Annotated in this window: 23 protein-coding genes and 1 riboswitch; of the genes, 3 read left to right on the top strand and 20 right to left on the bottom strand. The window is 73.6% G+C overall.

The window, feature by feature from the left end; translation table 11 throughout:
* Window positions 1-7 precede the first annotated feature (7 nt).
* The 6 genes from MUK52_RS22985 to MUK52_RS22960 all read right to left on the bottom strand — a co-directional run bounded on the left by MUK52_RS22985 (window position 8) and on the right by MUK52_RS22960 (window position 4,956).
* Window positions 8-772 (bottom strand): endonuclease/exonuclease/phosphatase family protein, encoded by a 765-nt coding sequence (locus MUK52_RS22985; protein WP_284579648.1) that lies wholly within the window; start codon window positions 770-772, stop codon window positions 8-10.
* 80 nt (window positions 773-852) lie between these two features.
* Window positions 853-1,794 (bottom strand): ROK family glucokinase, encoded by a 942-nt coding sequence (locus MUK52_RS22980; protein ID WP_114057234.1) that lies wholly within the window; start codon window positions 1,792-1,794, stop codon window positions 853-855.
* A gap of 61 nt (window positions 1,795-1,855) precedes the next feature.
* Window positions 1,856-2,338 carry a DUF5304 domain-containing protein gene (locus MUK52_RS22975; protein ID WP_114057235.1) on the bottom strand — a complete coding sequence of 161 codons (483 nt, stop codon included), beginning with the start codon at window positions 2,336-2,338 and terminating at the stop codon, window positions 1,856-1,858.
* A gap of 70 nt (window positions 2,339-2,408) precedes the next feature.
* Window positions 2,409-3,629, bottom strand: coding sequence for an ArsA family ATPase (locus MUK52_RS22970; protein ID WP_114057236.1), 1,221 nt, complete (start codon window positions 3,627-3,629; stop codon window positions 2,409-2,411).
* 5 nt (window positions 3,630-3,634) lie between these two features.
* Complete coding sequence (locus MUK52_RS22965; RefSeq protein WP_114057237.1) at window positions 3,635-4,081, bottom strand: SRPBCC family protein; 447 nt, start codon at window positions 4,079-4,081, stop codon at window positions 3,635-3,637.
* Window positions 4,082-4,161: 80 nt separating this feature from the next.
* Window positions 4,162-4,956, bottom strand: a complete 795-nt coding sequence (locus MUK52_RS22960) for a metallophosphoesterase family protein (protein WP_284579643.1) — start codon at window positions 4,954-4,956, stop codon at window positions 4,162-4,164.
* 229 nt (window positions 4,957-5,185) lie between these two features.
* Between MUK52_RS22960 and MUK52_RS22955 the strand changes: the two genes are divergently transcribed.
* On the top strand, window positions 5,186-6,982 hold the full coding sequence (locus MUK52_RS22955) for an AMP-dependent synthetase/ligase (RefSeq protein ID WP_114057239.1): 1,797 nt from the start codon (window positions 5,186-5,188) through the stop codon (window positions 6,980-6,982).
* A gap of 223 nt (window positions 6,983-7,205) precedes the next feature.
* On the opposite strand, the gene MUK52_RS22950 is transcribed toward MUK52_RS22955, so the two are convergent.
* The 9 genes from MUK52_RS22950 to MUK52_RS22910 form a co-directional block, all read right to left on the bottom strand.
* On the bottom strand, window positions 7,206-7,520 hold the full coding sequence (locus MUK52_RS22950; protein WP_284579640.1) for a hypothetical protein: 315 nt from the start codon (window positions 7,518-7,520) through the stop codon (window positions 7,206-7,208).
* Window positions 7,517-7,885: a DUF6247 family protein gene (locus MUK52_RS22945; protein ID WP_284579638.1), complete on the bottom strand. Its 369-nt coding sequence runs from the start codon at window positions 7,883-7,885 to the stop codon at window positions 7,517-7,519. The genes MUK52_RS22950 and MUK52_RS22945 overlap by 4 nt, the downstream gene beginning before the upstream one ends.
* A 32-nt stretch (window positions 7,886-7,917) precedes the next feature.
* Window positions 7,918-8,115 carry a type II toxin-antitoxin system Phd/YefM family antitoxin gene (locus MUK52_RS22940; protein ID WP_284579635.1) on the bottom strand — a complete coding sequence of 66 codons (198 nt, stop codon included), beginning with the start codon at window positions 8,113-8,115 and terminating at the stop codon, window positions 7,918-7,920.
* 86 nt (window positions 8,116-8,201) lie between these two features.
* Window positions 8,202-9,344 (bottom strand): glycosyltransferase family 4 protein, encoded by a 1,143-nt coding sequence (locus tag MUK52_RS22935; RefSeq protein WP_284579633.1) that lies wholly within the window; start codon window positions 9,342-9,344, stop codon window positions 8,202-8,204.
* A gap of 35 nt (window positions 9,345-9,379) precedes the next feature.
* Complete coding sequence (locus MUK52_RS22930) at window positions 9,380-10,495, bottom strand: hypothetical protein (protein ID WP_284579631.1); 1,116 nt, start codon at window positions 10,493-10,495, stop codon at window positions 9,380-9,382.
* A gap of 47 nt (window positions 10,496-10,542) precedes the next feature.
* Window positions 10,543-11,595 (bottom strand): C40 family peptidase, encoded by a 1,053-nt coding sequence (locus MUK52_RS22925; RefSeq protein ID WP_284579629.1) that lies wholly within the window; start codon window positions 11,593-11,595, stop codon window positions 10,543-10,545.
* Between the two features lie 227 nt (window positions 11,596-11,822).
* Window positions 11,823-12,848, bottom strand: a complete 1,026-nt coding sequence (locus MUK52_RS22920) for a C40 family peptidase (RefSeq protein WP_114057244.1) — start codon at window positions 12,846-12,848, stop codon at window positions 11,823-11,825.
* Window positions 12,849-13,112: 264 nt separating this feature from the next.
* Complete coding sequence (locus MUK52_RS22915; RefSeq protein WP_284581757.1) at window positions 13,113-14,477, bottom strand: NYN domain-containing protein; 1,365 nt, start codon at window positions 14,475-14,477, stop codon at window positions 13,113-13,115.
* A gap of 40 nt (window positions 14,478-14,517) precedes the next feature.
* Window positions 14,518-14,757, bottom strand: a complete 240-nt coding sequence (locus tag MUK52_RS22910) for a hypothetical protein (protein ID WP_114057246.1) — start codon at window positions 14,755-14,757, stop codon at window positions 14,518-14,520.
* A 128-nt stretch (window positions 14,758-14,885) separates the two neighbouring features.
* Here MUK52_RS22910 and MUK52_RS22905 point away from each other — a divergent pair, with 128 nt between their 5' ends.
* Together MUK52_RS22905 and MUK52_RS22900 are read left to right on the top strand one after the other, a co-directional pair.
* Complete coding sequence (locus tag MUK52_RS22905) at window positions 14,886-15,617, top strand: rhomboid family intramembrane serine protease (RefSeq protein WP_114058870.1); 732 nt, start codon at window positions 14,886-14,888, stop codon at window positions 15,615-15,617.
* Window positions 15,614-15,895, top strand: a complete 282-nt coding sequence (locus MUK52_RS22900) for an Lrp/AsnC family transcriptional regulator (protein WP_114057247.1) — start codon at window positions 15,614-15,616, stop codon at window positions 15,893-15,895. Before MUK52_RS22905 ends, MUK52_RS22900 begins: the two co-directional genes overlap by 4 nt.
* 43 nt (window positions 15,896-15,938) lie before the next feature.
* Here MUK52_RS22900 and MUK52_RS22895 read toward each other — a convergent pair whose 3' ends face one another.
* The 5 genes from MUK52_RS22895 to qcrC form a co-directional block, all read right to left on the bottom strand.
* Window positions 15,939-17,366: an aminotransferase class V-fold PLP-dependent enzyme gene (locus tag MUK52_RS22895; RefSeq protein ID WP_284579622.1), complete on the bottom strand. Its 1,428-nt coding sequence runs from the start codon at window positions 17,364-17,366 to the stop codon at window positions 15,939-15,941.
* Window positions 17,367-17,595: 229 nt separating this feature from the next.
* A riboswitch (SAM riboswitch) is annotated at window positions 17,596-17,712 on the bottom strand.
* Between the two features lie 100 nt (window positions 17,713-17,812).
* Window positions 17,813-18,877 (bottom strand): anthranilate phosphoribosyltransferase, encoded by a 1,065-nt coding sequence (gene trpD / locus MUK52_RS22890; protein WP_284579620.1) that lies wholly within the window; start codon window positions 18,875-18,877, stop codon window positions 17,813-17,815.
* Window positions 18,878-19,019: 142 nt separating this feature from the next.
* Window positions 19,020-20,642 (bottom strand): cytochrome bc1 complex cytochrome b subunit, encoded by a 1,623-nt coding sequence (gene qcrB / locus MUK52_RS22885; RefSeq protein WP_114057250.1) that lies wholly within the window; start codon window positions 20,640-20,642, stop codon window positions 19,020-19,022.
* A complete protein-coding gene (qcrA, locus tag MUK52_RS22880; protein WP_114057251.1) occupies window positions 20,639-21,697 on the bottom strand; it encodes a cytochrome bc1 complex Rieske iron-sulfur subunit in 1,059 nt (352 codons plus the stop codon). Before qcrA ends, qcrB begins: the two co-directional genes overlap by 4 nt.
* On the bottom strand, window positions 21,694-22,503 hold the full coding sequence (qcrC, locus tag MUK52_RS22875) for a cytochrome bc1 complex diheme cytochrome c subunit (RefSeq protein WP_114057252.1): 810 nt from the start codon (window positions 22,501-22,503) through the stop codon (window positions 21,694-21,696). Before qcrC ends, qcrA begins: the two co-directional genes overlap by 4 nt.
* Window positions 22,504-22,540: the final 37 nt, after the last annotated feature.

Raw genomic sequence — 22,540 nt, 5'->3', positions numbered from 1 at the left:
GGGCGGCTCAGCCGGCGGGGAGGCGCAGCGCGGCGAGGACCGGGAGGTGGTCGGTGGCCGCGGCGAGGTCCGCGCCGCTGACGCCGTCGAGGCCCTCGGGCACGCCGCAGCCGAGGACCTCCACCCCGCGGCCGGCGAAGACCGCGTCGATGCGCCGCGGCCGCCCGGAGCGGGTGAAGGTGTGCTCTCCGCCCCACGGGGCGGCCGTACGGCAGTCCTGGAGGGCGCCGGCCAGCATCCGGAAGGCGGGGCCGTCGGGCGTCTCGTTGATGTCCCCGGCGGCGATCGCGTACGGGGTCCCGGCCCGTCCGATGCGGGACAGCAGCTCCGCGGCCTGGGCGCGGCGCTCCGCCGGGTCCAGCGACAGGTGCGCGCTGAACACGGCGGTGCGGGCGGCCCCGAAGCGGACGACGGCGGTGGCGAAGCCCCGCCGGTGCAGGCCGGGCGTCAGCGGGAGCAGGACGTCCTCGGTGCGCTCGACGGTGGCGCGCAGGGAGCACATCAGGAGCGGCCCGGCGGCGGTCGCCCCGCCGGAGAGCACGACGAGGCCGCACTTGGCGGCGAGGCGGGCGGCGTGCTTGCGCCAGCGGAAGAAGCGCGGCGCCTCCTGGACGAAGAGCAGGTCGGGGGCGCAGGCGCGGATGACGCGGGCCAGGGCGTCCTCGTCGTCGCGCAGCGAGCGGACGTTGTAGCTGAGGGCGCGGACGACGGCGGAGCCGTCGGCCTCCGTGCGGGACTGCGGCAGCGCGGGCAGGCGCGAGGTCAGGTCCATACCGGCAACATAGCCACACCGCCCGCCGTGCCACAGGGGGCACGGCGGGCGGTGGGGTGCGGGGTCACCGGCGGGCGGGCTCAGCCCTGGCGGGCGAGGTCGGCCGCGCCGACCAGGCCGGCCTTGCCGCCGAGCCGGGCGGCCAGCACCTGGGCGTGCGGGCGCCAGGCGCCGCCGATCAGCCAGCGCTTGAAGGACTTGCGGATCGGGTCGAGGACGAGGTCGCCCTCGTCGGAGACGCCGCCGCCGACGATGAACGCCGACGGGTCGAACAGCGAGGCCAGGTCGGCGAGGCCGGCACCGGCCCAGCGGGCCAGCTCGCGGAAGGAGTCCACGGCCACCGGGTCGCCCTGGCGGGCGGCCTCGCTGATGTGCTTGCCCTCGATGCCCTCGGGGGTGCCGTCGCCCAGGGCGAGGAGCAGGGCCGCGTTCTCGGGGGTGGCCTTGGCGCGCTGCCTGGCGTAGCGGACCAGGGCGCGGCCGGAGGCGTACTGCTCCCAGCAGCCCTGGCTGCCGCAGCCGCACAGCAGGCCGTCGGGGACGACGCGGATGTGGCCGAACTCGGCGGCCACGCCGAAGCGGCCGCGGCGCAGCTTGTTGCCGATGATGATGCCGCCGCCGAGGCCGGTGCCGAGGGTGATGCAGATGACGTCCTCGTGGCCCTGGCCGGCGCCGAAGCGGTACTCGCCCCAGGCGGCGCAGTTGGCGTCGTTCTCGACGACGACGGGCAGGCCGATGCGCTGCTCGACCTTGTCCTTGAGCGGCTCGTGCCGCCAGTTGATGTTGGGCGCGAACAGGACGGTCGCGCGCTTGTCGTCCACGTATCCGGCGGCGCCGATGCCGACGGCCTCGATGGTGTGGTGGCTGCTTACCGCGGAGACGGCGGAGCAGATCGCGTCCGTCACGCCGTCCGCGCTCGGCGGGGTGGGCACCTTGTACGTCTCAAGGATGGTGCCCTCTTCGTCGACCACGCCGGCCGCGATCTTCGTGCCGCCGATGTCGACGCCGATGGTGAGTCCCATTAGTCCCTCGGTTTCCGGTCAAACCCCGCCACGGCCAAAGGTACCCGAGGGTGGCGGAGTCTCAGTCGAGGTCGATGTGCTGGGCAGGTCCGGGGCCGCCGTCGTCGCGGGGGTCGGAGCCGTCGCCGGAGGGCTTGCCGTCGGTGCCGGGCGCGGGGTCGGCGGTGCCGCGGGTCCAGCGGCGCTCGTGGCCCCCGACGGCGGAGCGGTAGGCGGCGAGCAGCTCGGAGCCGGCGGCGGCGAGGTGGTCGAAGACCTCGGGGTTGCGCTCGACGACGGGCCGGGCGGCGGCCCTGGCCTGGTCGACGAGCTGCCGGACGGCGCCCTGGGCGGCGGCGCCGAGCAGCGGGTTGTTCAGGGCGGTCACTTTGTCGGCGACGGCCTCGAACAGCTTGAGGAGCTCGTCGGCGGCGGTGCCGGCCTGCCCTCCGGGGCCGGCCGGGCCGCCGTGCGAGGAGCGGCGGCGCTCCTTCTCCGCGGCGAGGTCCTCGGCGCAGGCCTCGGCCCAGGCGTCGTCGTCGGGACGGTCGGTGGCCTCGCTCATGGCGGACTCTCCTGGGCGGCTTCGGGGTGTGCGTGCTGCCTTCGACGTTACCCGAACGGGGGTACGCGGTTCAGGGCGTGCGCGGCCACAGCGCGGGGTCGGGGGTGAAGCGGATGCGGAGCTCGCCGCCGGCGAGGGCGGCGCCGGAGACGGTGCAGCGGCGCAGGGCCGCGGGCAGGGGGACGATCCGCCGGTGCGGTCCGGCCGCGACGATCAGCTCGTCGCCGCGGCGTACGAGGTCGAGGTCGCGCTTGTCGGCGCCGGGCAGCGGCACGGCCCAGACGAGGACGCCGTCCTCGGCGAGCCGGTCCTCGACGGTCCAGGGGCGGCGGGCGGCGGGGCCGTGCGGGAGCAGCCGGGCGGCCGCGGCGGCGAGCCGGTCCAGGTCCTGGGGCCCGCGGGGGGTGCGGCCGAGGTGGGGCAGGGCGGTGACGGGCGTGCGGGCGGCCCAGCGGGCGGCGTACCGCTCCTGCTCGGCGGCGAGTCCGGCGAGCCAGGGGTCGGGCGAGTCCTGCGGGACCATGCGGTTGGCGGCGATCCCGGTGACGCCCAGCTCCATGAGGGAGGCGCCGAGCAGGCCGCTGCGCAGGGCGGCGTCGGCGGCCGGGCCGGGCTCGGCGACGAGCAGCAGGGAGGTGGTGTCGGCCTCGACGGCCTGCTGGGCGGCGGCCAGCTCGCCGTCCCAGCGGGCGGCGGTCTCGTACAGCCACTGCGCGGGCATGGGCACGCCGGCGAGCTGGGCCAGTACGGGCCGCAGGGCGCGGGCGGCCTGCCGCTCGGCGGGCAGCAGCCGGGCCAGGTAGCGGCGCAGCTGGGCGGGGAGCGCGAGGACGGCGAGGGTCTGCGGCAGCGGCGGCATGTCGGCGACGACGAGGTCGGTGCCGGGGGCGGAGGCGGCCCGGCGCAGGGCCCGCAGGAGGGCGAACTGCTCGGCGCCGGGGAGGTCGGTGAGCTCCTCGGCGCCCAGGGGGCGGGAGCCGACCATGCCGAGCAGGGCGGATCCGCGCTCCTGGAGGGCGGCGAGCTCGGCGCGGAACTCGGCGCCGGAGTCGACGCGTGCCGTGAGCACCCCTGCGGCGGTCTCGGCGGCCAGGCCGGGGGCCGCCTCGACGGGCCCTGCGGCGGGCTCGCCGAGGAGGGCGCGGACCGGGTCCGCCGGGCCGGCGAGGGCCGCCGCGTCCGCGCGGAGCAGCAGGACGCGCTGCCCGGTGCGGGCCGCGGCGGCTGCGGCGGCCGCGGCGACGGTGGTCCGCCCGGCCCCGCCGGGGCCGGTGACGAGCAGGATGTGCACGCCGGTCAGGCCGCGGTCGTCTCGACGCGCTTCTTCAGGCCGGCGAGGGCGCGGTCGATGATGACCTTCTCGGCCTTCCTCTTGATCATGCCGAGCATGGGGATCTTGACGTCGACGGTGAGCTGGTAGGTGACCTCGGTGCGCTTGCCGCCGTCGAGGGGGGCCAGCCGGTAGGAGCCGTCGAGCTGGCGGAGCATCTGGGACTTGTCGAGGGTCCAGCTGACCTCGTCGGTGCCGTTCCAGGTGTAGGCGAGGGTGTGGTCGTCGCGGATCGCGCCGGCGTCGAGCAGGAGGCGGACCTTCTGCGCGCGGCCCTGGGCGTCGGCGGCGAGCACCTCGGCCTCCTTGACCTCACCGGTCCACTCGGGGTAGCGGGCGAAGTCGGCGATCACGGCCATGACGTCGGCCGGCGCCGCATCGATCGTGATGCTCGAGCTGGTGTGTTCCGCCATCGCGGTCGCTCCTGACGTGGAGTGTTCGAGGATGTGTGCGGCCTGCGGCCGCCGCGTGCAGGCTACCGTGCGTGCGGAGGTCACCACTCCAGGGCCCAGGGCGTTCCGGTGGAGGCGAAGTGGCCCACGTTCACGCACTCCGTGGACCCGATGCGCATCCGGCGGACCAGCGGCTGGTGGACGTGCCCGAAGAGGGCGTAGCGGGGGCGGGTCCGCCGGATCGCGGCCAGGAGGGCCTCGCTGCCGCGCTCGAAACGGCGGGCGACCGTGTCGTAGCAGAGCTCGGGGACCTCCGGCGGGATGTGCGAGCACAGCACGTCGACCTCGCCGAGCGCCTCGACCTTGGCGGCGTAGTCCTCCTCGGCGACCTCGTAGGGAGTGCGCATCGGGGAGGGCAGGCCGCCGCCGACGAAGCCGAAGACGCGGCCGGCGATCTCGACGCGCTGCCCGTCGAGGACGGTGGTGGAGGGGCCGGCGTACTCGGGCCACAGGGCAGGGATGTCGACGTTGCCGTAGGTGGCGTACGTGGGGTGGGGGAACGCGGCGAACAGGTCGGCGTACTGGCGGCGCACGGCCTCCTCGATCAGCCGTTCGCGGTCCAGGCCTGCCCACAGCCGGCGCCCGAGCGCGCGGGCCTCGTCGAAGCGGCGCGCGGTGCGCAGCTCGACGATGCGGCGGGCGTTCTCGGTGCCGAAGAGGTCGGGGAGGATGCCGCGGGAGTGGTCGGCGTAGTCGAGGAAGAGCACCAGGTCGCCGAGGCAGATCAGCGCGTCGGCGCCGTCCCCGGCCCTGGCGAGCGCCTCGGCGTTGCCGTGTACGTCGCTGACGACGTGGACCCGCGTGCTGCTTTTCCTGCCACCCGTGCTGCCCGTCATGGGCCCACCCTAGGGGGGTCGGCGCGACGCGGGTAGAGGCCCTGGCGGCAGGGGTCCTACCTGCGGTTACTTCCTAGTCGTTGCTTGGGTCGACTAAGGTCGGCCGGGCAGTGCCGCGCCATGTGACGCACGGAACATCTGGCCGGTTCCCTCTATCCGGAACCCACTACCGGTGGGTAACGTCCGGTCGGTCCACACGGTGGCGATGGCGCCCAGAGGAGCAGCAGTCTTGCGCGAGTTCAGCCTTCCGGCCCTGTACGAGGTCCCGTCGGACGGGAACCTCACGGATCTCATCCGCCGCAATGCCGCGCAGCATCCGGACACCGCCGTCATGGGCCGCAAGGCCGGCGGCCGGTGGCAGGACGTGACCGCGCGGGAGTTCCTCGCCGAGGTCCGGGCCGCGGCCAAGGGCCTCATCGCGGCCGGCGTCCGGCCCGGCGACCGCGTCGCGCTGATCTCCCGCACCCGCTACGAGTGGGTGCTGGCCGACTTCGCGATCTGGTCCGCGGGCGGTGTCACGGTCCCCGTGTACGAGACCAGCTCGCCCGAGCAGATCCAGTGGATCCTCGGCGACTCCGGCGCCGTCGCGGCGATCGTGGAGGGCCCCGGGCACGCCGAGGCCGTCGCGTCGCTGCGCGACCGGCTGCCCGAGCTGCGCGAGGTCTGGCAGATCGAGCAGGGCGCCGTGGAGGCGCTCACCGCGCTCGGCGCGGGGATCACGGACGCGGAGGTCGACGAGCGCAGCTCGGTCGCCAACGCGGACGACCCCGCCACCATCGTCTACACCTCGGGCACCACCGGCCGCCCCAAGGGCTGCGTGCTCACCCACCGGAACTTCTTCGCCGAGTGCGGGAACGTGGTGGAGCGGCTGCGGCCGCTGTTCCGCACCGGCGAGTGCTCGGTGCTGCTCTTCCTGCCGGCGGCGCACGTCTTCGGCCGCCTGGTGGAGGTGGCGGCCGTGCTGGCGCCGATCCGCCTGGGCTGCGTACCGGACATCAAGAACCTGACCGACGAACTCCAGTCGTTCCGGCCGACGCTGATCCTCGGCGTGCCGCGCGTCTTCGAGAAGGTCTACAACTCGGCGCGCGCCAAGGCGCAGGCCGACGGCAAGGGGAAGATCTTCGACGCCGCCGCGGAGGCGGCCATCGCGTACAGCCGCGCGCTGGACACCCCGAAGGGCCCGTCCTTCGGCCTGAAGCTCAAGCACAAGGTCTTCTCGAAGCTGGTCTACAGCAAGCTGCACGCGGTGCTCGGCGGACGCGGCGAGTACGCGATCTCCGGCGGCGCTCCGCTCGGCGAGCGCCTCGGCCACTTCTTCCGCGGCATCGGCTTCACGGTCCTGGAGGGCTACGGCCTGACGGAATCCTGCGCGGCGACCGCCTTCAACCCGTGGGACCGCCAGAAGATCGGCACGGTCGGGCAGCCGCTGCCCGGCTCGGTGGTGCGCATCGCCGACGACGGCGAGGTGCTGCTGCACGGCGAGCACGTCTTCTCCGGCTACTGGCAGAACGAGGCGGCGACCGCCGAGGCGCTGACCGACGGCTGGTTCCACACCGGGGACGTCGGAACCCTCGACGAGGACGGCTTCCTCGCGATCACCGGCCGGAAGAAGGAGCTGATCGTCACGGCCGGCGGCAAGAACGTCGCCCCCGCGGTGATCGAGGACCGCATCCGGGCGCACGCGCTCGTCGCCGAGTGCATGGTCGTCGGCGACGCCCGGCCGTTCGTGGCCGCGCTGGTCACCATCGACGAGGAGTTCCTCGCCCGCTGGGCGGCGGAGAACGGCAAGCCGGCCGGATGCACGGCGGCCGACCTGCGCGAGGACGCGGACCTGATCGCCGCCGTCCAGAAGGCGGTCGACGACGGCAATGCGGCCGTGTCGAAGGCGGAGTCGGTCCGGAAGTTCCGCATCCTGCCGTCGCAGTTCACGGAGGAGTCGGGCCACATCACGCCGTCGCTGAAGCTGAAGCGGAACGTCGTGGCGAAGGACTTCGCCGACGAGATCGACGCGCTGTACCGCGCGTAACCGCCTTGCGCAGCTCCCCGCGCCCCTGATCCCCGGCTCCCGAGCCGAGGGGGCGCGGGGTTCCGCGTTCCCCGGGGCCCGTGCCGAGCCGTCGTACAGCCCGCCGGTGGGCCTGCCGCACAGTCCCCCGCGCCCCTGGCGGAGCCCCCGAATCGTGAAGCAGGGGGAATGCGGAATGCGCACACGCTCCTCGCAGCAGGGCGGTGCCGGCGCTTCCTGCGCTTCAGGCCCAGAACGCGTCGGTGACGGCGATCTGGGGGTCGGCGTGGCGGCGGATGAAAGTGAAGACGAGCCAGCCTCGTCCGCCGACGAGGTCGGCGATGTGGGGGCCTCCCGGGCTGGTCGAGGCCAGCGGGCGGACGGTGATCCAGTGCGGTAGGGACGGATCTGCGTCGATCCCCCGGTAGTAGGGATCCAAGGCAGTGATCAACTCGGCGCGGGCTGCCGACACGCCGTCGTCGGGCATGCTCTCGAATTCCTGGAGCGCCTCGACTGTCCAGTCCATCTTCCAGGGCGGGCGTGGGCAGTCATCCGTCACCGGCCGGGCTCCACGCCTGCTGCCCGGTGGCGCAGTCGGCTGTACTCGGCCAGGAGGGCTGCGGATTCCTTCGGGTCCTCGGATTTCCCCGCCCGGGCTTCGAGGTCGCGCAGGTGGGCTTCGAGGCAGGGGTCGCGGGCGATGGCGTACTGCGTCCACCACAGCCGCATGAACGCCGGTACCGGGGTGAGATCGAACGTGTCGGCGATCGCCCGACGCCAGTGGGCTTCGAAGTCCGGCAGCAGGTGGGGGGCGTGTTCCTGGATGGCCAGGCGGAGGGCCTGGGGGGTGCGCTCGGGCATCGGCGGCACACGACGGGGCCGGTCGCCGCCGGGTCCGTCGAAATGGAGAGGCTGGGCTGTCATGGTGGAGGGCTCCTGGTGTACCTGCGGTCCGGTCAGGCGGCGCTCTGCTCGGCGTCGGCGCTTGAGGGACGCTCTGCCATGTACTGCTCGAACCATTCGGCGGGGACCAGGTAGGCAGCGGTCTTGCCCTTGCGGGTGATCGCGGCCGGCTCGCCGGCGATCCGGGTGCGGTCGAGGATCTCGCCCATCTGCTTGCGGAGGTCGATCGTCGTGTACGTCTTCGGCTCCATGCCCGCGCCCGTTAGGAAGGCGGGGCGGCAGACTGCTGCCGACCCGCGGCCTGGCGACCCGGCCCCGCTAACCTACCCGCTCCCGGTCAGAGGAGGGCGCGGAGGCGGGTGGCCAGGTGGTCCCAGCGCCACTTCTCCTCGACCCAGGCCCGGCCCCGGTCGCCCATGCGGCGCCGCAGCTGCGGATCCTCCAGGAGGGCCACGATGCGCTCCGCGGCGTCCGCGGGGTCGCCGCCGCGCACGACCCACCCGGTCTCCCCGTCGAGCACGGCGTCCGGCGCTCCCCCGGAGTCCCCGGCCACGACCGGCAGCCCCGTGGCGGAGGCCTCCAGGTACACGATGCCGAGGCCTTCGACGTCGAGCCCGCCCCGCCGTGTCCGGCACGGCATGGCGAAGACGTCCCCGGCCCCGTAGTGGGCGGGCAGCTCCCCCCACGGCACGGCCCCGGTGAACACCACCGACCGGGCGACCCCGGTGGAGGCCGCGAGCGCCCGCAGCTCCGCTTCGTAGGGCCCGCCGCCGACGACGAGCAGCACCGCGTCCGGCTGGGCGGCGAGGATCCGCGGCATGGCCTGGATCAGCGTGTCCTGCCCCTTGCGGGGGACGAGCCGCGAGACGCACACGACGACGGGCCGGTCGGTCAGCCCGAGCCTGGCCCGGATCTCGTCGCCGCCGCTTCCGGGGTGGAAGGACTTCTCGTCGACGCCGGGCGGCAGTTGCACCATGCGGGCGGCGGCCTGCGGCGTCAGCGCGGAGGCGATCCGGGAGCGGGTGTACTCGCCGAGGTGGGTGAGGGTGTCGGTGCCCTCGCCGATCCGCCGCAGCAGCTGCCGTGCCGCGGGGAGCTGCGCCCAGCCTGCTTCGTGCCCGTGGGTGGTGGCGACGATCCGGCGGGCGCCGGCCCGCCGCAGGGCGGGCGCCATCAGCCCGAGCGGTGCGGCGGCCCCGAACCACACGGATTCGCAGCCGTGTTCGCGCAGCAGTTCCACGGCCCGCCGGGTGGCGCGCGGCGTCGGCAGCAGCATGGTGGTGCGGTCGCGGACGACGCGGAACGGCTGCTCGGCGTCGAAGGCGGCGGTGGCTTCGCGGCCTTCGGCGCTGTGCTTCCAGGTGGAGGCGTAGACGACGATCCGGTCGGGGTCGAGCCGCAGCGCCATGTTGTGCAGGAAGGCCTGGATGCCGCCGGGGCGCGGCGGGAAGTCGTTGGTCACGATCAGCGTCTTGTGCATTGCCTGCCGACAGTACCGGACGACCCGCCGGGCTCTCAGGGCGCCGCCGCGAGCTCGGTGCGCAGCCGCTCGCGCCAGGCCCGTGCGAGTTCCGCCCCGCCGAGCCCTAGCTCCTCGCCCAGGGCGGCGTCCAGCGGTTCCCGCCCGGCCCGCTCGTAGAGCCGGACGAGGGCGCCGTCCCCCCACCGGTCGGCGATGAGCCGGCAGGCGAGCCAGGCGCCCTCGTAGGCGCGGGCCAGCGCGTCGGGGTCGGTGCCGAAGGCGAAGTCCCCGTCGGCGGGGAGCCGGGCCGGGAGGTCGCCGCGGCGTACGGCGCGGGCGAGGGCGGGTGCCGCGTCGGCGGGGGCGGTGCGGGTGCCGCGGTAGGCAGCCCAGTCGGCGAGGCCTTCGGAGAGCCAGAGCGGGGTGCGGTCGGTGGTGGCGGGGCGGGTGGCGACGTGGGCGGCTTCGTGCGTGAGGACGACGTTCCGCCCGGCGGCGCTGAGCTGGGCGTACGCGGCGGGGTTGACGACGATGCGGTCGGCGGGGGCGGCTGCGCCGCCGGTGCTGCCGGTGGTGACGGCGGCCATGCCGGTGTAGGCGGCGGGGGGCCGGCCGAGCAGCGCGGCCATCGCTTCCTGCGTCGGGGGGACGAGGACGACGACCCGCCCGGCCCAGGGCCGCGGCCAGGCGGCCGCCGCGGCGGGGACGGCGCGGTCGGCGTCGGCGGCGACGTCCACCGGGTCGGGGCCGCCGCGGCCGGCGCGCAGGACGAGGGCGTGGGCGCCGCGGACGACGTCGAGGGGGCCCTGGTCCCAGGGCTGCGGCGGCGCACCGGGCGCGGCGGCGTCCCCGGTGACGGTCCAGCGCCCGCCGTCCAGGGTGAGCCGGACCTCGCGGGCGGATCCGGCGGGGGCGGTGTCGTAGCCGTCGATGCGGTAGCGCAGCTCGGCGGTGGCGGTGGCGCGGGGGCCGTCCCTGCGCACACCGGTGACCTCGTACGCCCACTGCGCGAGCGGGAGTCCGGCCGGGCGGGCGGAGGGCTGCCGGGACCAGGCGGCGACGGCGGTGCGGACGTCCCGGTCGGCGGCGTCGGGCGCGGGGGCCGCGGCGCAGCCGGCGGCGAGCACGCACAGGGCGAGCGGTGCGGCGGCGCGGCGGACGGAGGGCATCCGCCGATCCTAGGCCCTGGCGCCGGAGGGGCGCCGGGCCCGCGGTGTCAGGGCCGCGTCACGGACGCGACGGGCATCATCCCGACGGGGTCGTAGCGGACGCGGGCGCCCGGGTAGGGGGCGTGGATGACCTGGCCGTTGCCGACGTACATGCCGACGTGGCTGGCGTCCGAGCGGTAGGTGACGAGGTCGCCGGGCTGCGCCTGGGAGAGGGGGACCTTGCGGCCGGCGTGCCGCTGGGCCTGGGAGGTGCGCGGGAGGGAGACGCCGGCCTGGCGGTAGGACCACACCATCAGCCCGGAGCAGTCGAAGCCGGTGGGGCCGGTGGAGCCCCAGATGTACGGGCGGCCGAGCGCGGAGCGGGCGGCCCGTACGGCGGCCGCGGCGCGGCCGGAGACCCCGGCCGGGGCGGGGGGCAGGTCGGCGGCGGTGTCGTCGCGGCCGCCGGAGCGGGAGGTCCGCTCGTAGTCGGCGCGCTCGGGCGCGGGCATCTCGTTCAGCAGGCGCCGGGCGGCGGCGAGTTTGGCGGTGACGATGCGCTTCTGGCGGGCGACGTCGGCGCGGGCCGCGTCGAGTTCGGCGAGTTTGAGGGAGGCTTCGCGGCGCTGCTGGACCAGTCTGCGCTGCTCCTTGCGCAGGTCGTCGAGTTGGCGGGTCTGGCGGTCGGTCAGCTGCTCCAGGGTGGCGGCCCTGTCGAGGTATTCGACGGGGTCCTCGGAGAGCATGAGTTCGACGGCGGGGTCGATGCCGCCGGAGCGGTACTGGGCTCCGGCGAAGGCGCCGAGGACGCCGCGCATGGTGTTGATGCGGTCCTGGCCGCGGGCGAGCTGGTCCTGGGCGCGGCCGATGTCGGCGCGGAGGGCGTCGGCGCGCTCGCCGGCCCGGTTGTAGCGCTCGGTGGCCTGCTCGGCTTCCTGGAAGAGGCGGTCGACCTGGGCGCGGGCGCTTGCCGCGGGCTCCCGGGGGTGGCCGGGGGCGGCGGCGGCGGGTGCCGCCGTGAGGGCGGCGGCTGCCGTGGCCGCGGCTGCTGCGGCGGTGAAGGCGGTGATCCTGGTGTTCCGGTCGGGGCTGGCGAGCCCGGCCCGGCGAGGGGACGCCACGTGCAACCGCTCCCTTTCCGCAGTGCGGGACCGGGTCCGCCCCGGGTGGACGGCCGTGTTCCGGGCTCCGCGCGGGCAGACAGTAGCCGCGCGGCCGCGGGGCGGCCAACGGCCGGGGCGGGGCCGCACAGGGCTGCGCCCCGCTTCAGACGCAGGTCATCGGCGGGGCGCGGGGTCCGGGGCGGCGGCGCGGAATTCGCCCGGATGGGCGGTGCGGGCTGCTGCCGTCAGATGCGGACGCCGAACTGGAAGGGCATGTTGTTGATGGACTCGTACTTGACGCCGCCGCGCGGGTTGGAGGCGTGCAGCACCATGCCGTTCCCGGCGTACAGGCCGACGTGGTGCAGGTCGGAGTAGAAGAACACCAGGTCGCCGGGTTGGAGGGCGCTGCGGCCGATGCGGGTGCCGTCGTTGGCCTGGGTCCAGGTGGTGCGGGTGATGCTGACGCCGGCCTGCTTGTACGCCCACTGCGTCAGCCCGGAGCAGTCGAAGGCACTGGGGCCGGTGGCTCCGGAGACGTAGGCGCTGCCCAGTTTGGTCTTGGCGGCGGCGAGGGCGGCTCCGGCGCGGCCGGAGGCCTTGACGCTGCCGAGGTCGGCGCGGTCGCTGTCGGCGCGGCTCGCGCGGGCCTCCTCGTCCTTGAGCTGGGCGCGCTGCTGTGCGGTGAGGGTGTTGAGGAGGGCCTGGGCCTCGGCGAGCTTGTCCTGGGAGGCCTTCTTCTTCGCGCCGAGCTCCTTGCGGGTGGCGTCGAGGTCGGCGAGCTTGCCGGCGGCCTCCTGGCGCTGCTGGGCGAGGCTGCGCTGCTTGGCCTGGATCTTCTGGACGGCGTCCAGCTGGCGGCCCGTCAACTGCTGGAGGGTGGAGGCCTTGTCGAGGTAGGTGTCGGGGTCGCCGGAGAGGAACAGGGCGACGGACTGGTCCAGGCCGCCGTTGCGGTACTGGGCGCTGGCCATGGAACCGAGGGTGGCGCGGAGCTGGTTGAGCTCCTCCTGGCCGCGGGCGACCTGGTCCTGGATCCGCCCGACCTCCTTTTCGAGCTTCTCCTGGCGCTCCTTGGCCCCGTTGAACTTCTCGGTGGCCTGTTCCGCCTCCTCGTAGAGGGCGTCGACCTTGGCCTTGACCTCGTCCTTGTTCGGCTGGGCGGGGGCGGCGGACGCGCTGTGCGCGGAGAGGGCGACGGCTGCGGCGGCCGTGGCGGTCAGCACGGTGACGCGCGCGCGGTTCGGCTGCTTGGGACGACGGTGGGACGCCACGAAGCCGAGCTCCTTCTTCTTGGGGCCCGCCGGGGCCGGGTTGGTCGGCGCACCACGGCGGAACCTCCGCCGACACCCCGAATGAGTGATCTACCGCACGAAGGTTTGAGCAGACCCTAGTGAGCCCGCTGTGATCACTTCAAACCCCTGAAGGAAAAATTCCGCTCCTGCGGCCAGGTTCTTCACCGCAGGACACGCTGAGTGCCGGGGACTTGACGGTCCGTCCCGCAAGGGCGCCGCCAAATCAGGCATTCCGGGAAGGAGTTACGAAACCCGCGAAAGGCGCTTCAGCAGCAAAGCGGACGTGACGGGCCGCGCCCCCGCCTTCGCCACCCCGTCGGCCACCTCGCGGTCGGTGGAGACCACGACCACCGGCCGGCCGGGCGGCTCCGCCCGCACCAGCTGCCGGATCAGCTCGTCCGCCGTGACGCCCGGCTTGGAGAACAGCACCCGCACCCCGCGCGGCGGCGCGAGCAGCACCGGCGCGGCCAGCTCGGCCCCGTCGAAGACGCAGGTCATCTCGGCGCCCGTCTGCGCGGCCAGCATCGACAGCCCGCCCAGCAGCCGCAGCCGCTGCTTCTCCAGCGGCATCGTCGGGTAACCGGTCTTGGTGACGTTGTAGCCGTCCACGACCAGATGTGCCTGCGGCAGCGCCAGCAGCTGGTCGAGCAGTGCCGGATCGGTCTCCGACAGCGCCCGCGCCGCGATGTCCTTCGGCGACATCCGGCCCGGCTCCACCGCGTCCGCCAGGTCGGCCGGACGCGTCGAGACCGGCGGCAGCGCCAGCTCCCGCCGCAGCCCCTGGGCGGCGTCCAACACCGTGTCCAGCAGCAGCCGCAGGCGCATGTCCTCGATGCTGCGCCCCTCGCGGGTGGCGCGGCGCGAGGTCTCCAGCGCCGCCTCCGCCTCGGCCAGCCGCGACTTGAGCCGGCGGGTCTCGCTCTCGGCTGCGGCCGTCTGGGCGGCCGCCTCGGCGCGGACCGCCTCCATCTCGGCGGTCGCCTTCCGCAGGGCCGCCTCCCCGCGCTTGACGTCGCTGAGGGCGCTGCGCAGTCTGCGCTGAAGCGATTCGGCTTCCTTCCGCGCCGCCTCCAGCTCGCCGCGCACCTGCTCGCCGCCGGCCCGCTGGGCCTCCCGTACGTGGGCCAGCTCCTCGCGCAGCCGGTCGAGTTCGCGCCGGGTCTCCTCGTCCGCCCGCTCGGCGTCGGCGCGCTGCGCCTCCTCCCCCGCGGCGGCGACCAGCTTCACCCAGCCCGCGGGCCGCAGGACGTACGCCGCCGCGGCCACGTCGAGCGGGTCGGCGGCGGCCGGCGCGGTGCCGGAGTCCAGCGCCGCGGCCAGCTCCGCCTGCGCCTCGCGCACCTTCTCCGCGACGCGCCCCCGGAAGACGGGGTCGCTCTCGACGGCCGCGGCCATGGCGTTGCCCGCGAACTTGGCCCGCCGGGTCGGGGTGAACCGGGCGTACTGGCGCAGCTGCGCCGGAAGGTCCGCGACCGTCAGCGCCCCGAAGGCGTCCGAGACGAGCGCGACGACCCGGCGCCGCACGCCCTCCGGCAGCGGGCGGTCGAGCACCTCGGCGGCGTCGCCGGCCGCATCGGCCGGCTCAGCGCCGCTTGCTGGCTCCACAATCCGTCACCCCTACCGTCCATCCCGGAGGGGCGCGGCTCCCTCAGGAGTCCGCGCCCGGCCTGTCCACGAGTTCGATCTGGTCCACCGCGTTGCACCAGCGGCAGCGGACCGACTCGATGGTCTCACTGACCACCTCGCGCTCCTCGACCTTGGGCTCCCCGGCAAGGTCCAGGTGGACGTACTCGACGACCTTCGACGAACGGGTGACGTCGAAGCGCGTCAGGTTGCCGCACAGCGTGCAGCGCCACCGGGTGGTCGCGGTCGGCAGGGGCACCGTCATCAGGCCGCACTCTCCTTCATAGCTCTCTCGGGTCAAAGCCGCCGTCCGCGCGAATCGGCGGCCCGCAGCACGTAACCCTACGGCCTGCCGGTGCGGCGGGGAGGGCCGGTCGGGCCATGCTCGACCGCATGATCGCAAAGTGGCGGGCCGTGCGGGCCGTTCGGGCGGCGGCCGGGGGCCCCGTGGCCACGCACGCCCTGATCGCGGGCTGCTGCGCGGTGTTCCTGCTGGGCCCGGCTTCGGGGCTCAATCCGGCCTACGGCACCGGCGAGCGGCTGCTGGAGGCGGGCACCGCCTACTTCCGGCGGTGGGGCGTCGTCCCGGCCGAGCTCTCCCAGGGCTCGCCGCGGGCGCTGCTGACCCCGCTGACCGCGCTGTTCCTGCACGGCAGCTGGCTGCACCTGCTCGGCAACATGCTGTTCCTGCGCGTCTTCGGCGCGATGGCCGAGGAGCGGATGGGGCGGCCGGCGTTCCTGTGCTTCTACGTGTGCACCGGCTACCTCGCCCTCGCCGGGTACGCGGCCGCCAACGCCTCCTCGGAGCAGACGCTGGTCGGCGCCTCGGGGGCCATCTCGGCGGTCCTGGGGGCGTTCCTGTTCCTCTTCCCGCGGGCCCGGGTGACCAGCCTGTTCCCGTTCCTGTACTTCCTGCCGCTGCGGCTGCCCGCGTGGCTCGTGCTGCTGTTCTGGTTCGCCCTGCAGTGGGTGGCCGCGCACCGGGCGGGCAGCGGGCCGGGGGTGGCGTACCTGGCGCACCTGGTGGGCTTCTCCCTGGGCTTCCTCCTCGCGTGGGTGCGCTACGGCAGGACGGCTAGAGTGAGGCGATCAGCGACGGCCACCGAGGGAGACAGCCAGCCGTGATCACCGCGATCGTGCTCATCAAGACCAGCGTGGACCGCATCCCCGAGATCGCCGAGTCGATCGCGGCGCTGGAGAACGTCAGCGAGGTCTACTCCGTCACCGGGACGTACGACCTGATCGCGCTGGTCCGCGTGGCCCGCCACGACGACCTCGCGGACATCATCCCGGGCCGCATCAGCAAGATCCCCGGCGTCGAGGCGACGGACACGCACGTGGCGTTCCGCACCTACTCCCAGCACGACCTGGAAGCCGCCTTCGCCATCGGCCTGGACGCCTGAGGCCGCCGCCGGGCGCGGCAGCCGGGCGCGGCAGCCGGGCGCGTCAGACCGCCGGGACGCAGCGGCCGTCCTCCGTGCGGTACTGCCACTTCGCCCCGTCGGCGACGAGTTCCCGCACGGCCCGCAGGAAGCGCTCGACGTGCTCGTCGGGCGTGCCCGCGCCGAAGCTGACGCGGATCGCGTTCAGCGGCCGCTCCCCCGGCCGGCGTGCCGCGGGGGCGTCGCAGGCGCCGGGCTCCTGGGGGGCGCCGCCCAGCAGGGTGCGCACCAGCGGGTGGGCGCAGAAGAGGCCGTCGCGGACGCCGATGCCGTACTCGGCGGACAGCGCGGCGGCGAAGTGGGAGCTGTTCCAGCCCTCCACCACGAAGGAGATGACGCCGACGCGCGGGGCGTCGTCCCCGAAGAGGGACAGCACCCGCACCCCGGGGACGGCGGCGAGGCCCTCGCGGATCCGGGCGACGAGCCGGCGCTCGCGGGCGACGAGGGTGTCGAAGCCGGCCTCGGCCAGGGCGCGGCAGGCGGACGCGATCGCGTAGGCGCCGATGACGTTGGGCGAGCCGGCCTCGTGCCGGGCGGCCCCCGTGTGCCAGGCGACGTCGACGCCGCCGTCCTCCCGGCGGGCCACGCTGCGGGAGGCGCCGCCGCCGGCCAGGTAGGGGCGGGCCTGCTGCAGCCAGTCCGCCCGGCCGGCCAGCACGCCGGAGCCGAACGGCGCGTACAGCTTGTGCCCGGAGAAGGCGACCCAGTCGACGTCGAGGCCGCGTACGGAGACCGGGTGGTGCGGGGCCAGCTGGGCGGCGTCGAGGACGATCCGGGCGCCGTGGGCGTGGGCGGCGGCCGCGAGCTCCTGCACGGGCCACAGCTCGCCGGTGACGTTGGAGGCGCCGGTGACGCAGACGAGGGCCGGGCCGTTGGGGCCTCCCGCGCCCGAACGGAGCCGGGAGCTCGGGGAGGGGCCGCGGTCGGCGAGCGCCCGCTCCAGGGTGGCGACGGCCTCGGCGGGGGTGCGGGGCGCGTCGAGGTACGTGACCTGCTCGTCGCCCCAGGGCAGCAGCGAGGCGTGGTGCTCGGTCTCGAAGACGAAGACGCGGCAGCCGGCGGGTAGGGCGGCGGCGAGGAGGTTCAGCGAGTCGGTCGTGGAGCGGGTGAAGACGACCTGGTCGGCGGGGCGGCAGTCGAGGAACGCGGCCACGGCGGCCCTGCTCTGCTCGAAGAGGTCGGTGGACAGCTGGGAGAGGTAGCCGGCGCCGCGGTGCACGCTGCCGTAGTAGGGGGCGTAGGCGGCGACGTCGTCCCAGACGCGCTGGAGGGCGGGGGCGCTGGCGGCGTAGTCGAGGGCCGCGTAGACGGTCTCGCCGCCGGTGACGAGCGGGACGGTGACGTCGCGGCCGAGGACGGGCAGCGGCCCGTCACAGGCGGCGCCGCAGGCGGCGGAGGCGTCGGCGACGGCGGTGTTCAGGGTTGCGGACATGGCGGTATCTCCCGGCTGCAGGGCTGAATGGCTTCGAAACCACCCGTACGCGGGTACGGCGCTGCGCCGTCCGGGGTACGGGGAAGGCCTCGGGGGACGGCCTGGGCGCACACGCGCGGGTACGCGGAAGAGGCCGGTCCGAGGGGTGAAGAAGGGGCGGTACGCCCTATCGCATTCGCTTGCTCACGGAAAAACACTCCTCGAGAGACCAGGACCCCTGGTGTCGAGGGATCCGCGCTTGCCGCGGACCTCGCTGCCCACGGCCTGGTCATCACCCGGGGCACCCCGCCACGGAAGGAGGGTTGCCGGACAGCAGGCCGGGGCCAAGACGCTGTCACTCGTGACCTGGTCAGCCATCCTGCCACAAGATCGGGCAGGCACAAGGCCCCGGTCCGCCATGCGGACCGGGGCCCGGCCGGAAACGCGCCCCGAGGGGCCGGGAACCGTCAGGCGTTGGTGGCAGCCACCCACCGCTCCAGCACGGCCCGCGCGGCCCCGGAGTCGATGGACTCGGCCGCACGCGCGATGCCCGCCCCGATCTGCTCCTCCAGGGTGCCCGTACCCGGCTCCAGGGCGACCAGCGCGGCCGCGGAGTTCAGCAGGACGGCGTCGCGCACGGGACCGGTCTCGCCGGCCAGCAGCCGCCGGGCGACGTCGGCGTTGTAGGAGGCGTCCGCGCCCCGCAGCTCCGCCACGTCGACCAGGCCGATGCCGACGTCGCGCGGGTCGAAGGCCTGCTCCTGCACCCGGCCGTCGCGGACCCACCACACGCGGGAGGTCGCCGTCGTCGTCAGCTCGTCCAGGCCGTCGTCGCCGCGGAAGACCAGCGCCGAGGAGCCCCGCTCGGCGAGGACGCCCGCCACGATGGGCGCGACCCGGGCGTCGGCCACTCCGGTCGCCTGGGCCCGCACCCGCGCCGGGTTGGTGAGCGGGCCGAGGAAGTTGAAGGTGGTCCGGATCCCGAGCTCCCGGCGGGCGGCGGCGACGTGCCGCAGCGCCGGGTGGAACTTCACCGCGAAGCAGAAGGTGATCCCGGCCTCCTCGGCGACCTCGACCACCCGGGCGGGGGTCAGGTCCAGGTTGACGCCGAGCTTCTCCAGGACGTCCGAGGCGCCGCTCGCGGAGGACGCGGCCCGGTTGCCGTGCTTGACGACCTTGGCGCCGGTGCCGGCCACCACCACCGACGACATCGTCGAGATGTTGACGGTCTTCGCGCCGTCGCCGCCGGTGCCGACGATGTCCACCGTCCGGCCCGGCACCTCGATCAGGTTGGCGTGCGCGTACATGGTCCGCACGAGGCCGTTGATCTCCTCGACGGTCTCCCCCTTGGCCCGCAGGGCCACCATGAACCCGGCGATCTGGGCGTCGCTGGCCTCGCCCCGCATGATCCGGTCCATGGCCCACGCCGTGTCGTCGGAGTGCAGGTCGCGGCCGGAGAGCAGGGCGTCGAGGACGGCCGGCCAGCCGCGGGCCGCCACGCTGTCGCCGCCTGCCGGGGTCACAACGTTCATGGTCCGCTCCTGGTGGTCCACGGTGGATGGGAAGGGGTTCAGCCTATCCAGCCGCGGGGACGGCAAAGAGCCCCGTCCAGACCCTGGACGGGGCTCTCGCCGTGGCGACGCGGGGGCGATCGGAGATCAGCCCCGCTCGGGATCAGTGGTGGCCGTGGCCGCTCTGGATCTCCTTGTACTCCTCCACCGTGGGCTTCGGAATCTGGTTGCCCTCGCCGTACATGCCCTTGCTGAGCTTGACGCGCAGCTTCTCCATGGCACCGACCTTGCGCTCCACGCCGTTCTCGTCGACCGTCGGGCCGATCTCGGCGGGCGTGTACTGGTGGTGCGAGGTGAGCGTGTGCAGCTTGTCCTGCGACAGCGGCTCGTGGACCTCGACGAACTCACCGTGCGGCAGACGCTTGATGACGCCGGTCTCGCGACCGTGCAGCACCTTGTCGTTGTCCCGGCGCTGCAGGCCGAGGCAGATGCGCTTGGTGATGATGAAGGCCAGGACCGGGACGGCGAAGAAGCCGATCCGGACGAACCACGTGATCGCGTTGATCGACAGGTGGAAGTACTGCGCGAACATGTCGTTTCCACCGCCGATCAGCAGGACGATGTACTCCGAGATCCACGCGACGCCGACGGCCGTGCGGGTCGGGGCGTTGCGCGGGCGGTCGAGCAGGTGGTGCTCGCGCTTGTCACCGGTGATCCAGGACTCGATGAACGGCCACACCGCGATGGAGCCGAGGACCAGCGGGAAGAGGATCAGCGGGATGAACACGCCCAGGACGAGCGTGTGGCCCCACAGGTTGATCTCCCAGCCCGGCATGGCGCGGATCAGGCCTTCCGGCATGCCCATGTACCAGTCGGGCTGCGCACCGGTGGACACGTGGTCCGGCCGGTACGGGCCGAGGTTCCAGATCGGGTTGATCGTGGCGATCGCCGCGATGGCCGCGATGACACCGAAGACCAGGAAGAAGAAGCCTCCGGCCTTGGCCATGTAGACCGGCAGCAGCGGCATGCCGACGACGTTGTTGTTCGTCCGGCCGGGGCCGGGGAACTGGGTGTGCTTGTGGTAGAAGACCAGGATCAGGTGGGCCACGAGCAGGCCCATCATGATGCCGGGCAGCAGCAGGATGTGGATCGAGTAGAACCGGGCCACGAAGTCGCCGCCGGGGAACTCGCCGCCGAAGAGGAAGAACGACAGGTACGTGCCGACGACCGGCACGGACAGGATCGCACCCTGCATGAAGCGGACACCGGTGCCCGAGAGCAGGTCGTCCGGCAGCGAGTAGCCGGTGAAACCGGTGAACATGCCGAGGACCAGCAGCAGGAAGCCGAAGACCCAGTTGATCTCGCGCGGCTTGCGGAACGCGCCGGTGAAGAAGACGCGCATCATGTGCACGATCATCGCGGCGACGAAGATCAGCGCGGCCCAGTGGTGGATCTGCCGGATGAGCAGACCGCCGCGGACGTCGAAGCTGATGTCAAGCGTCGAGGCGAAGGCCTCGGACATCATGACGCCCTGCATCGGGACGTACGAGCCGTGGTACTCCACCTCGTTCATGCTCGGGTGGAAGAACAGCGTCAGGTACACACCCGTGAGGATGATGATGATGAAGCTGTAGAGGCAGATCTCACCCAGCATGAAGGACCAGTGGTCCGGGAAGATCTTGCGCATGTTCGCCTTGGCGAGGCTGTAGATGCCCAGGCGGCCGTCCGCCCAGTCGGCTACGCGCTCGCCGGCGGGCGCCTTCCGCTTGTCAGTGGCGGTACTCATCCGCGCTCCCAGAATGCAGGACCGACGGGCTCCTCGAAGTCGCCGAGCGCTTCGAGGAAGCCTTCGCCGTTCACGCCGATCCGCAGCTGCGGAAGCGCGTGGCCGGCGGGGCCGAAGATGACACGCGCGCCGTCGGAGAGGTCGAAAGTGGACTGGTGGCACGGGCAGAGCACGTGGTGCGTCTGCTGCTCGTACAGGCTGATCGGGCAGCCGACGTGGGTGCAGATCTTCGAGTAGGCCACGATTCCGTCGTGGGACCACTCGAGCTCACGCTTGTCCTTGATGTCCTCCGGCTGGATGCGGACGATCATCACGGCGGCCTTGGCGATCTCGGTCAGGAACTCGTGCGAGCCCTCTTCGAGCCCCTCGGGCTGGACGAAGGTCAGCGAGCCGACCTGGACGTCCTCGGGACGCAGCGGCTCACCCGTGTTCTGGTTGATGAGCAGCTTGCCCTTGGCCCAGACGGTCTTGCGGAGCTTCTCCTCGGGCAGCGGGCCCAGGTCGCGCAGCAGGACCAGGCCGGACAGCGGCACCATGGCCAGCGCGCCCAGCAGGGTGTTGCGGATCAGCGGACGGCGGCCGATGGCCGACTCCTCGGCACCGGCGGCGAAGTCCGACATGACCTTCGCCTTGACCTCGGCCGGGGCCGCGATCGGGTGGCGGTCGTCGGCGACCTCGACGTCGGACATCAGCGTGCGGGCCCAGTGGACCGCGCCGGCGCCGATGCAGAAGAGGGCGGTGCCCAGGGTCAGACCGAGCGCGAAGTTGAGCGCGCTCACCTTCCCGAGCGGGAAGATGTAGACGATCTTGTCGACCGGGATGGCCACGTACGCGGCGATGAAGGCGATCGTGGCCAGCATCGACACCGTGAACAGCATCGCCACGGTGCGCTCGGAGCGCTTCGCGGCGCGGTCGTCGATGTCCTGGATGCGCGGCTTGTGGACCGGCAGGCCGGGGTCGGCGAACGGGTCGTCCGCGACCGCCACACCACCGTGGTGGGCGTCGCCCTGCTCGCTCGGCAGGTGCTTGTCTTCGGGAATCTCTTGGCTACTCATGACTTCTTGGCCTTAGCGGTGTGGGCCGCGACCCAGACGGCGACAGCGATCAGCGCACCCAGACCGAAGATCCAGCCGAACAGGCCTTCCGAGACGGGGCCGAGGCCGCCGAGCTTCAGGCCGCCGGGGTTGACCGACTTCTCGCCGTTCACGTTCTGGAGGTACGCGATGATGTCCTTCTTCTCCTGCTCCGGCATGACGCTGTCCGGGAAGGAGGGCATGTTCTGCGGGCCGGTGAGCATGGCCTCGTAGATGTGCTTCGGCGAGACGTCCTCGAGGTTCGGGGCGTACTTGCCGTTCGTCAGCGCGCCGCCCTCGCCGGTGAAGTTGTGGCACTGCGCGCAGTTGTTGCGGAACAGCTCGCCACCCCTGGCGACGTCGGCGCCCGCCGGGTCGTACTGCTTCTTGGTCGGCGTGATCGGGCCGGCGCCGAGGGACGCGATGTACGCGGCCAGCTGGTCGATCTGCGCCTGCGTGTAGATGACCGGCTTCTTCGGCACCTGCGCGCCGGGCTGCTGGGCGGGCATGCGGCCGGTGCTCACCTGGAAGTCGACGGCCGCGGAGCCGACGCCGACCAGGCTGGGGCCGTCGCTGGTTCCCTCGCCACCGGTTCCGTGGCAGCTTGCGCAACCCACGGCGTAGAGCTTCTTGCCCTCCTCGATGGCGAGGGACTGGGCGGTTTCATCGGCCTGCGCCTTGCCCGCAGGGGCGAAGGCGGCGTACAGCCCCCCAGTGGCCGCCAGCGCGAGGAGTAGAACGACGACCGCCGCCAGCGGATGGCGTCGTCGTGCGGAGAGCTTTTTCACGGATTACCCCGGTGTCAGGATCTTCTGCGTCGGTGTT

Origin of the sequence: Streptomyces sp. 2P-4 (assembly GCF_030167965.1) — a bacterium.
Classification (GTDB): Bacteria; Actinomycetota; Actinomycetes; order Streptomycetales; family Streptomycetaceae; genus Streptomyces; species Streptomyces globosus_A.
This window is presented reverse-complemented; position numbering and strand designations above follow the sequence as displayed.

Excerpts from the sequence above, each read along its gene's own strand:
- MUK52_RS22985 (WP_284579648.1), bottom strand. The coding sequence starts at position 772 with ATGGACCTGACCTCGCGCCTGCCCGCGCTGCCGCAGTCCCGCACGGAG.
- MUK52_RS22980 (WP_114057234.1), bottom strand. The coding sequence starts at position 1,794 with ATGGGACTCACCATCGGCGTCGACATCGGCGGCACGAAGATCGCGGCC.
- MUK52_RS22975 (WP_114057235.1), bottom strand. The coding sequence starts at position 2,338 with ATGAGCGAGGCCACCGACCGTCCCGACGACGACGCCTGGGCCGAGGCC.
- MUK52_RS22965 (WP_114057237.1), bottom strand. The coding sequence starts at position 4,081 with ATGGCGGAACACACCAGCTCGAGCATCACGATCGATGCGGCGCCGGCC.
- MUK52_RS22960 (WP_284579643.1), bottom strand. The coding sequence starts at position 4,956 with ATGACGGGCAGCACGGGTGGCAGGAAAAGCAGCACGCGGGTCCACGTC.
- MUK52_RS22945 (WP_284579638.1), bottom strand. The coding sequence starts at position 7,885 with ATGACAGCCCAGCCTCTCCATTTCGACGGACCCGGCGGCGACCGGCCC.
- MUK52_RS22940 (WP_284579635.1), bottom strand. The coding sequence starts at position 8,115 with ATGGAGCCGAAGACGTACACGACGATCGACCTCCGCAAGCAGATGGGC.
- MUK52_RS22935 (WP_284579633.1), bottom strand. The coding sequence starts at position 9,344 with ATGCACAAGACGCTGATCGTGACCAACGACTTCCCGCCGCGCCCCGGC.
- MUK52_RS22930 (WP_284579631.1), bottom strand. The coding sequence starts at position 10,495 with ATGCCCTCCGTCCGCCGCGCCGCCGCACCGCTCGCCCTGTGCGTGCTC.
- MUK52_RS22910 (WP_114057246.1), bottom strand. The coding sequence starts at position 14,757 with ATGACGGTGCCCCTGCCGACCGCGACCACCCGGTGGCGCTGCACGCTG.
- MUK52_RS22905 (WP_114058870.1), top strand. The coding sequence starts at position 14,886 with ATGATCGCAAAGTGGCGGGCCGTGCGGGCCGTTCGGGCGGCGGCCGGG.
- MUK52_RS22895 (WP_284579622.1), bottom strand. The coding sequence starts at position 17,366 with ATGTCCGCAACCCTGAACACCGCCGTCGCCGACGCCTCCGCCGCCTGC.
- trpD (WP_284579620.1), bottom strand. The coding sequence starts at position 18,877 with ATGAACGTTGTGACCCCGGCAGGCGGCGACAGCGTGGCGGCCCGCGGC.
- qcrB (WP_114057250.1), bottom strand. The coding sequence starts at position 20,642 with ATGAGTACCGCCACTGACAAGCGGAAGGCGCCCGCCGGCGAGCGCGTA.
- qcrA (WP_114057251.1), bottom strand. The coding sequence starts at position 21,697 with ATGAGTAGCCAAGAGATTCCCGAAGACAAGCACCTGCCGAGCGAGCAG.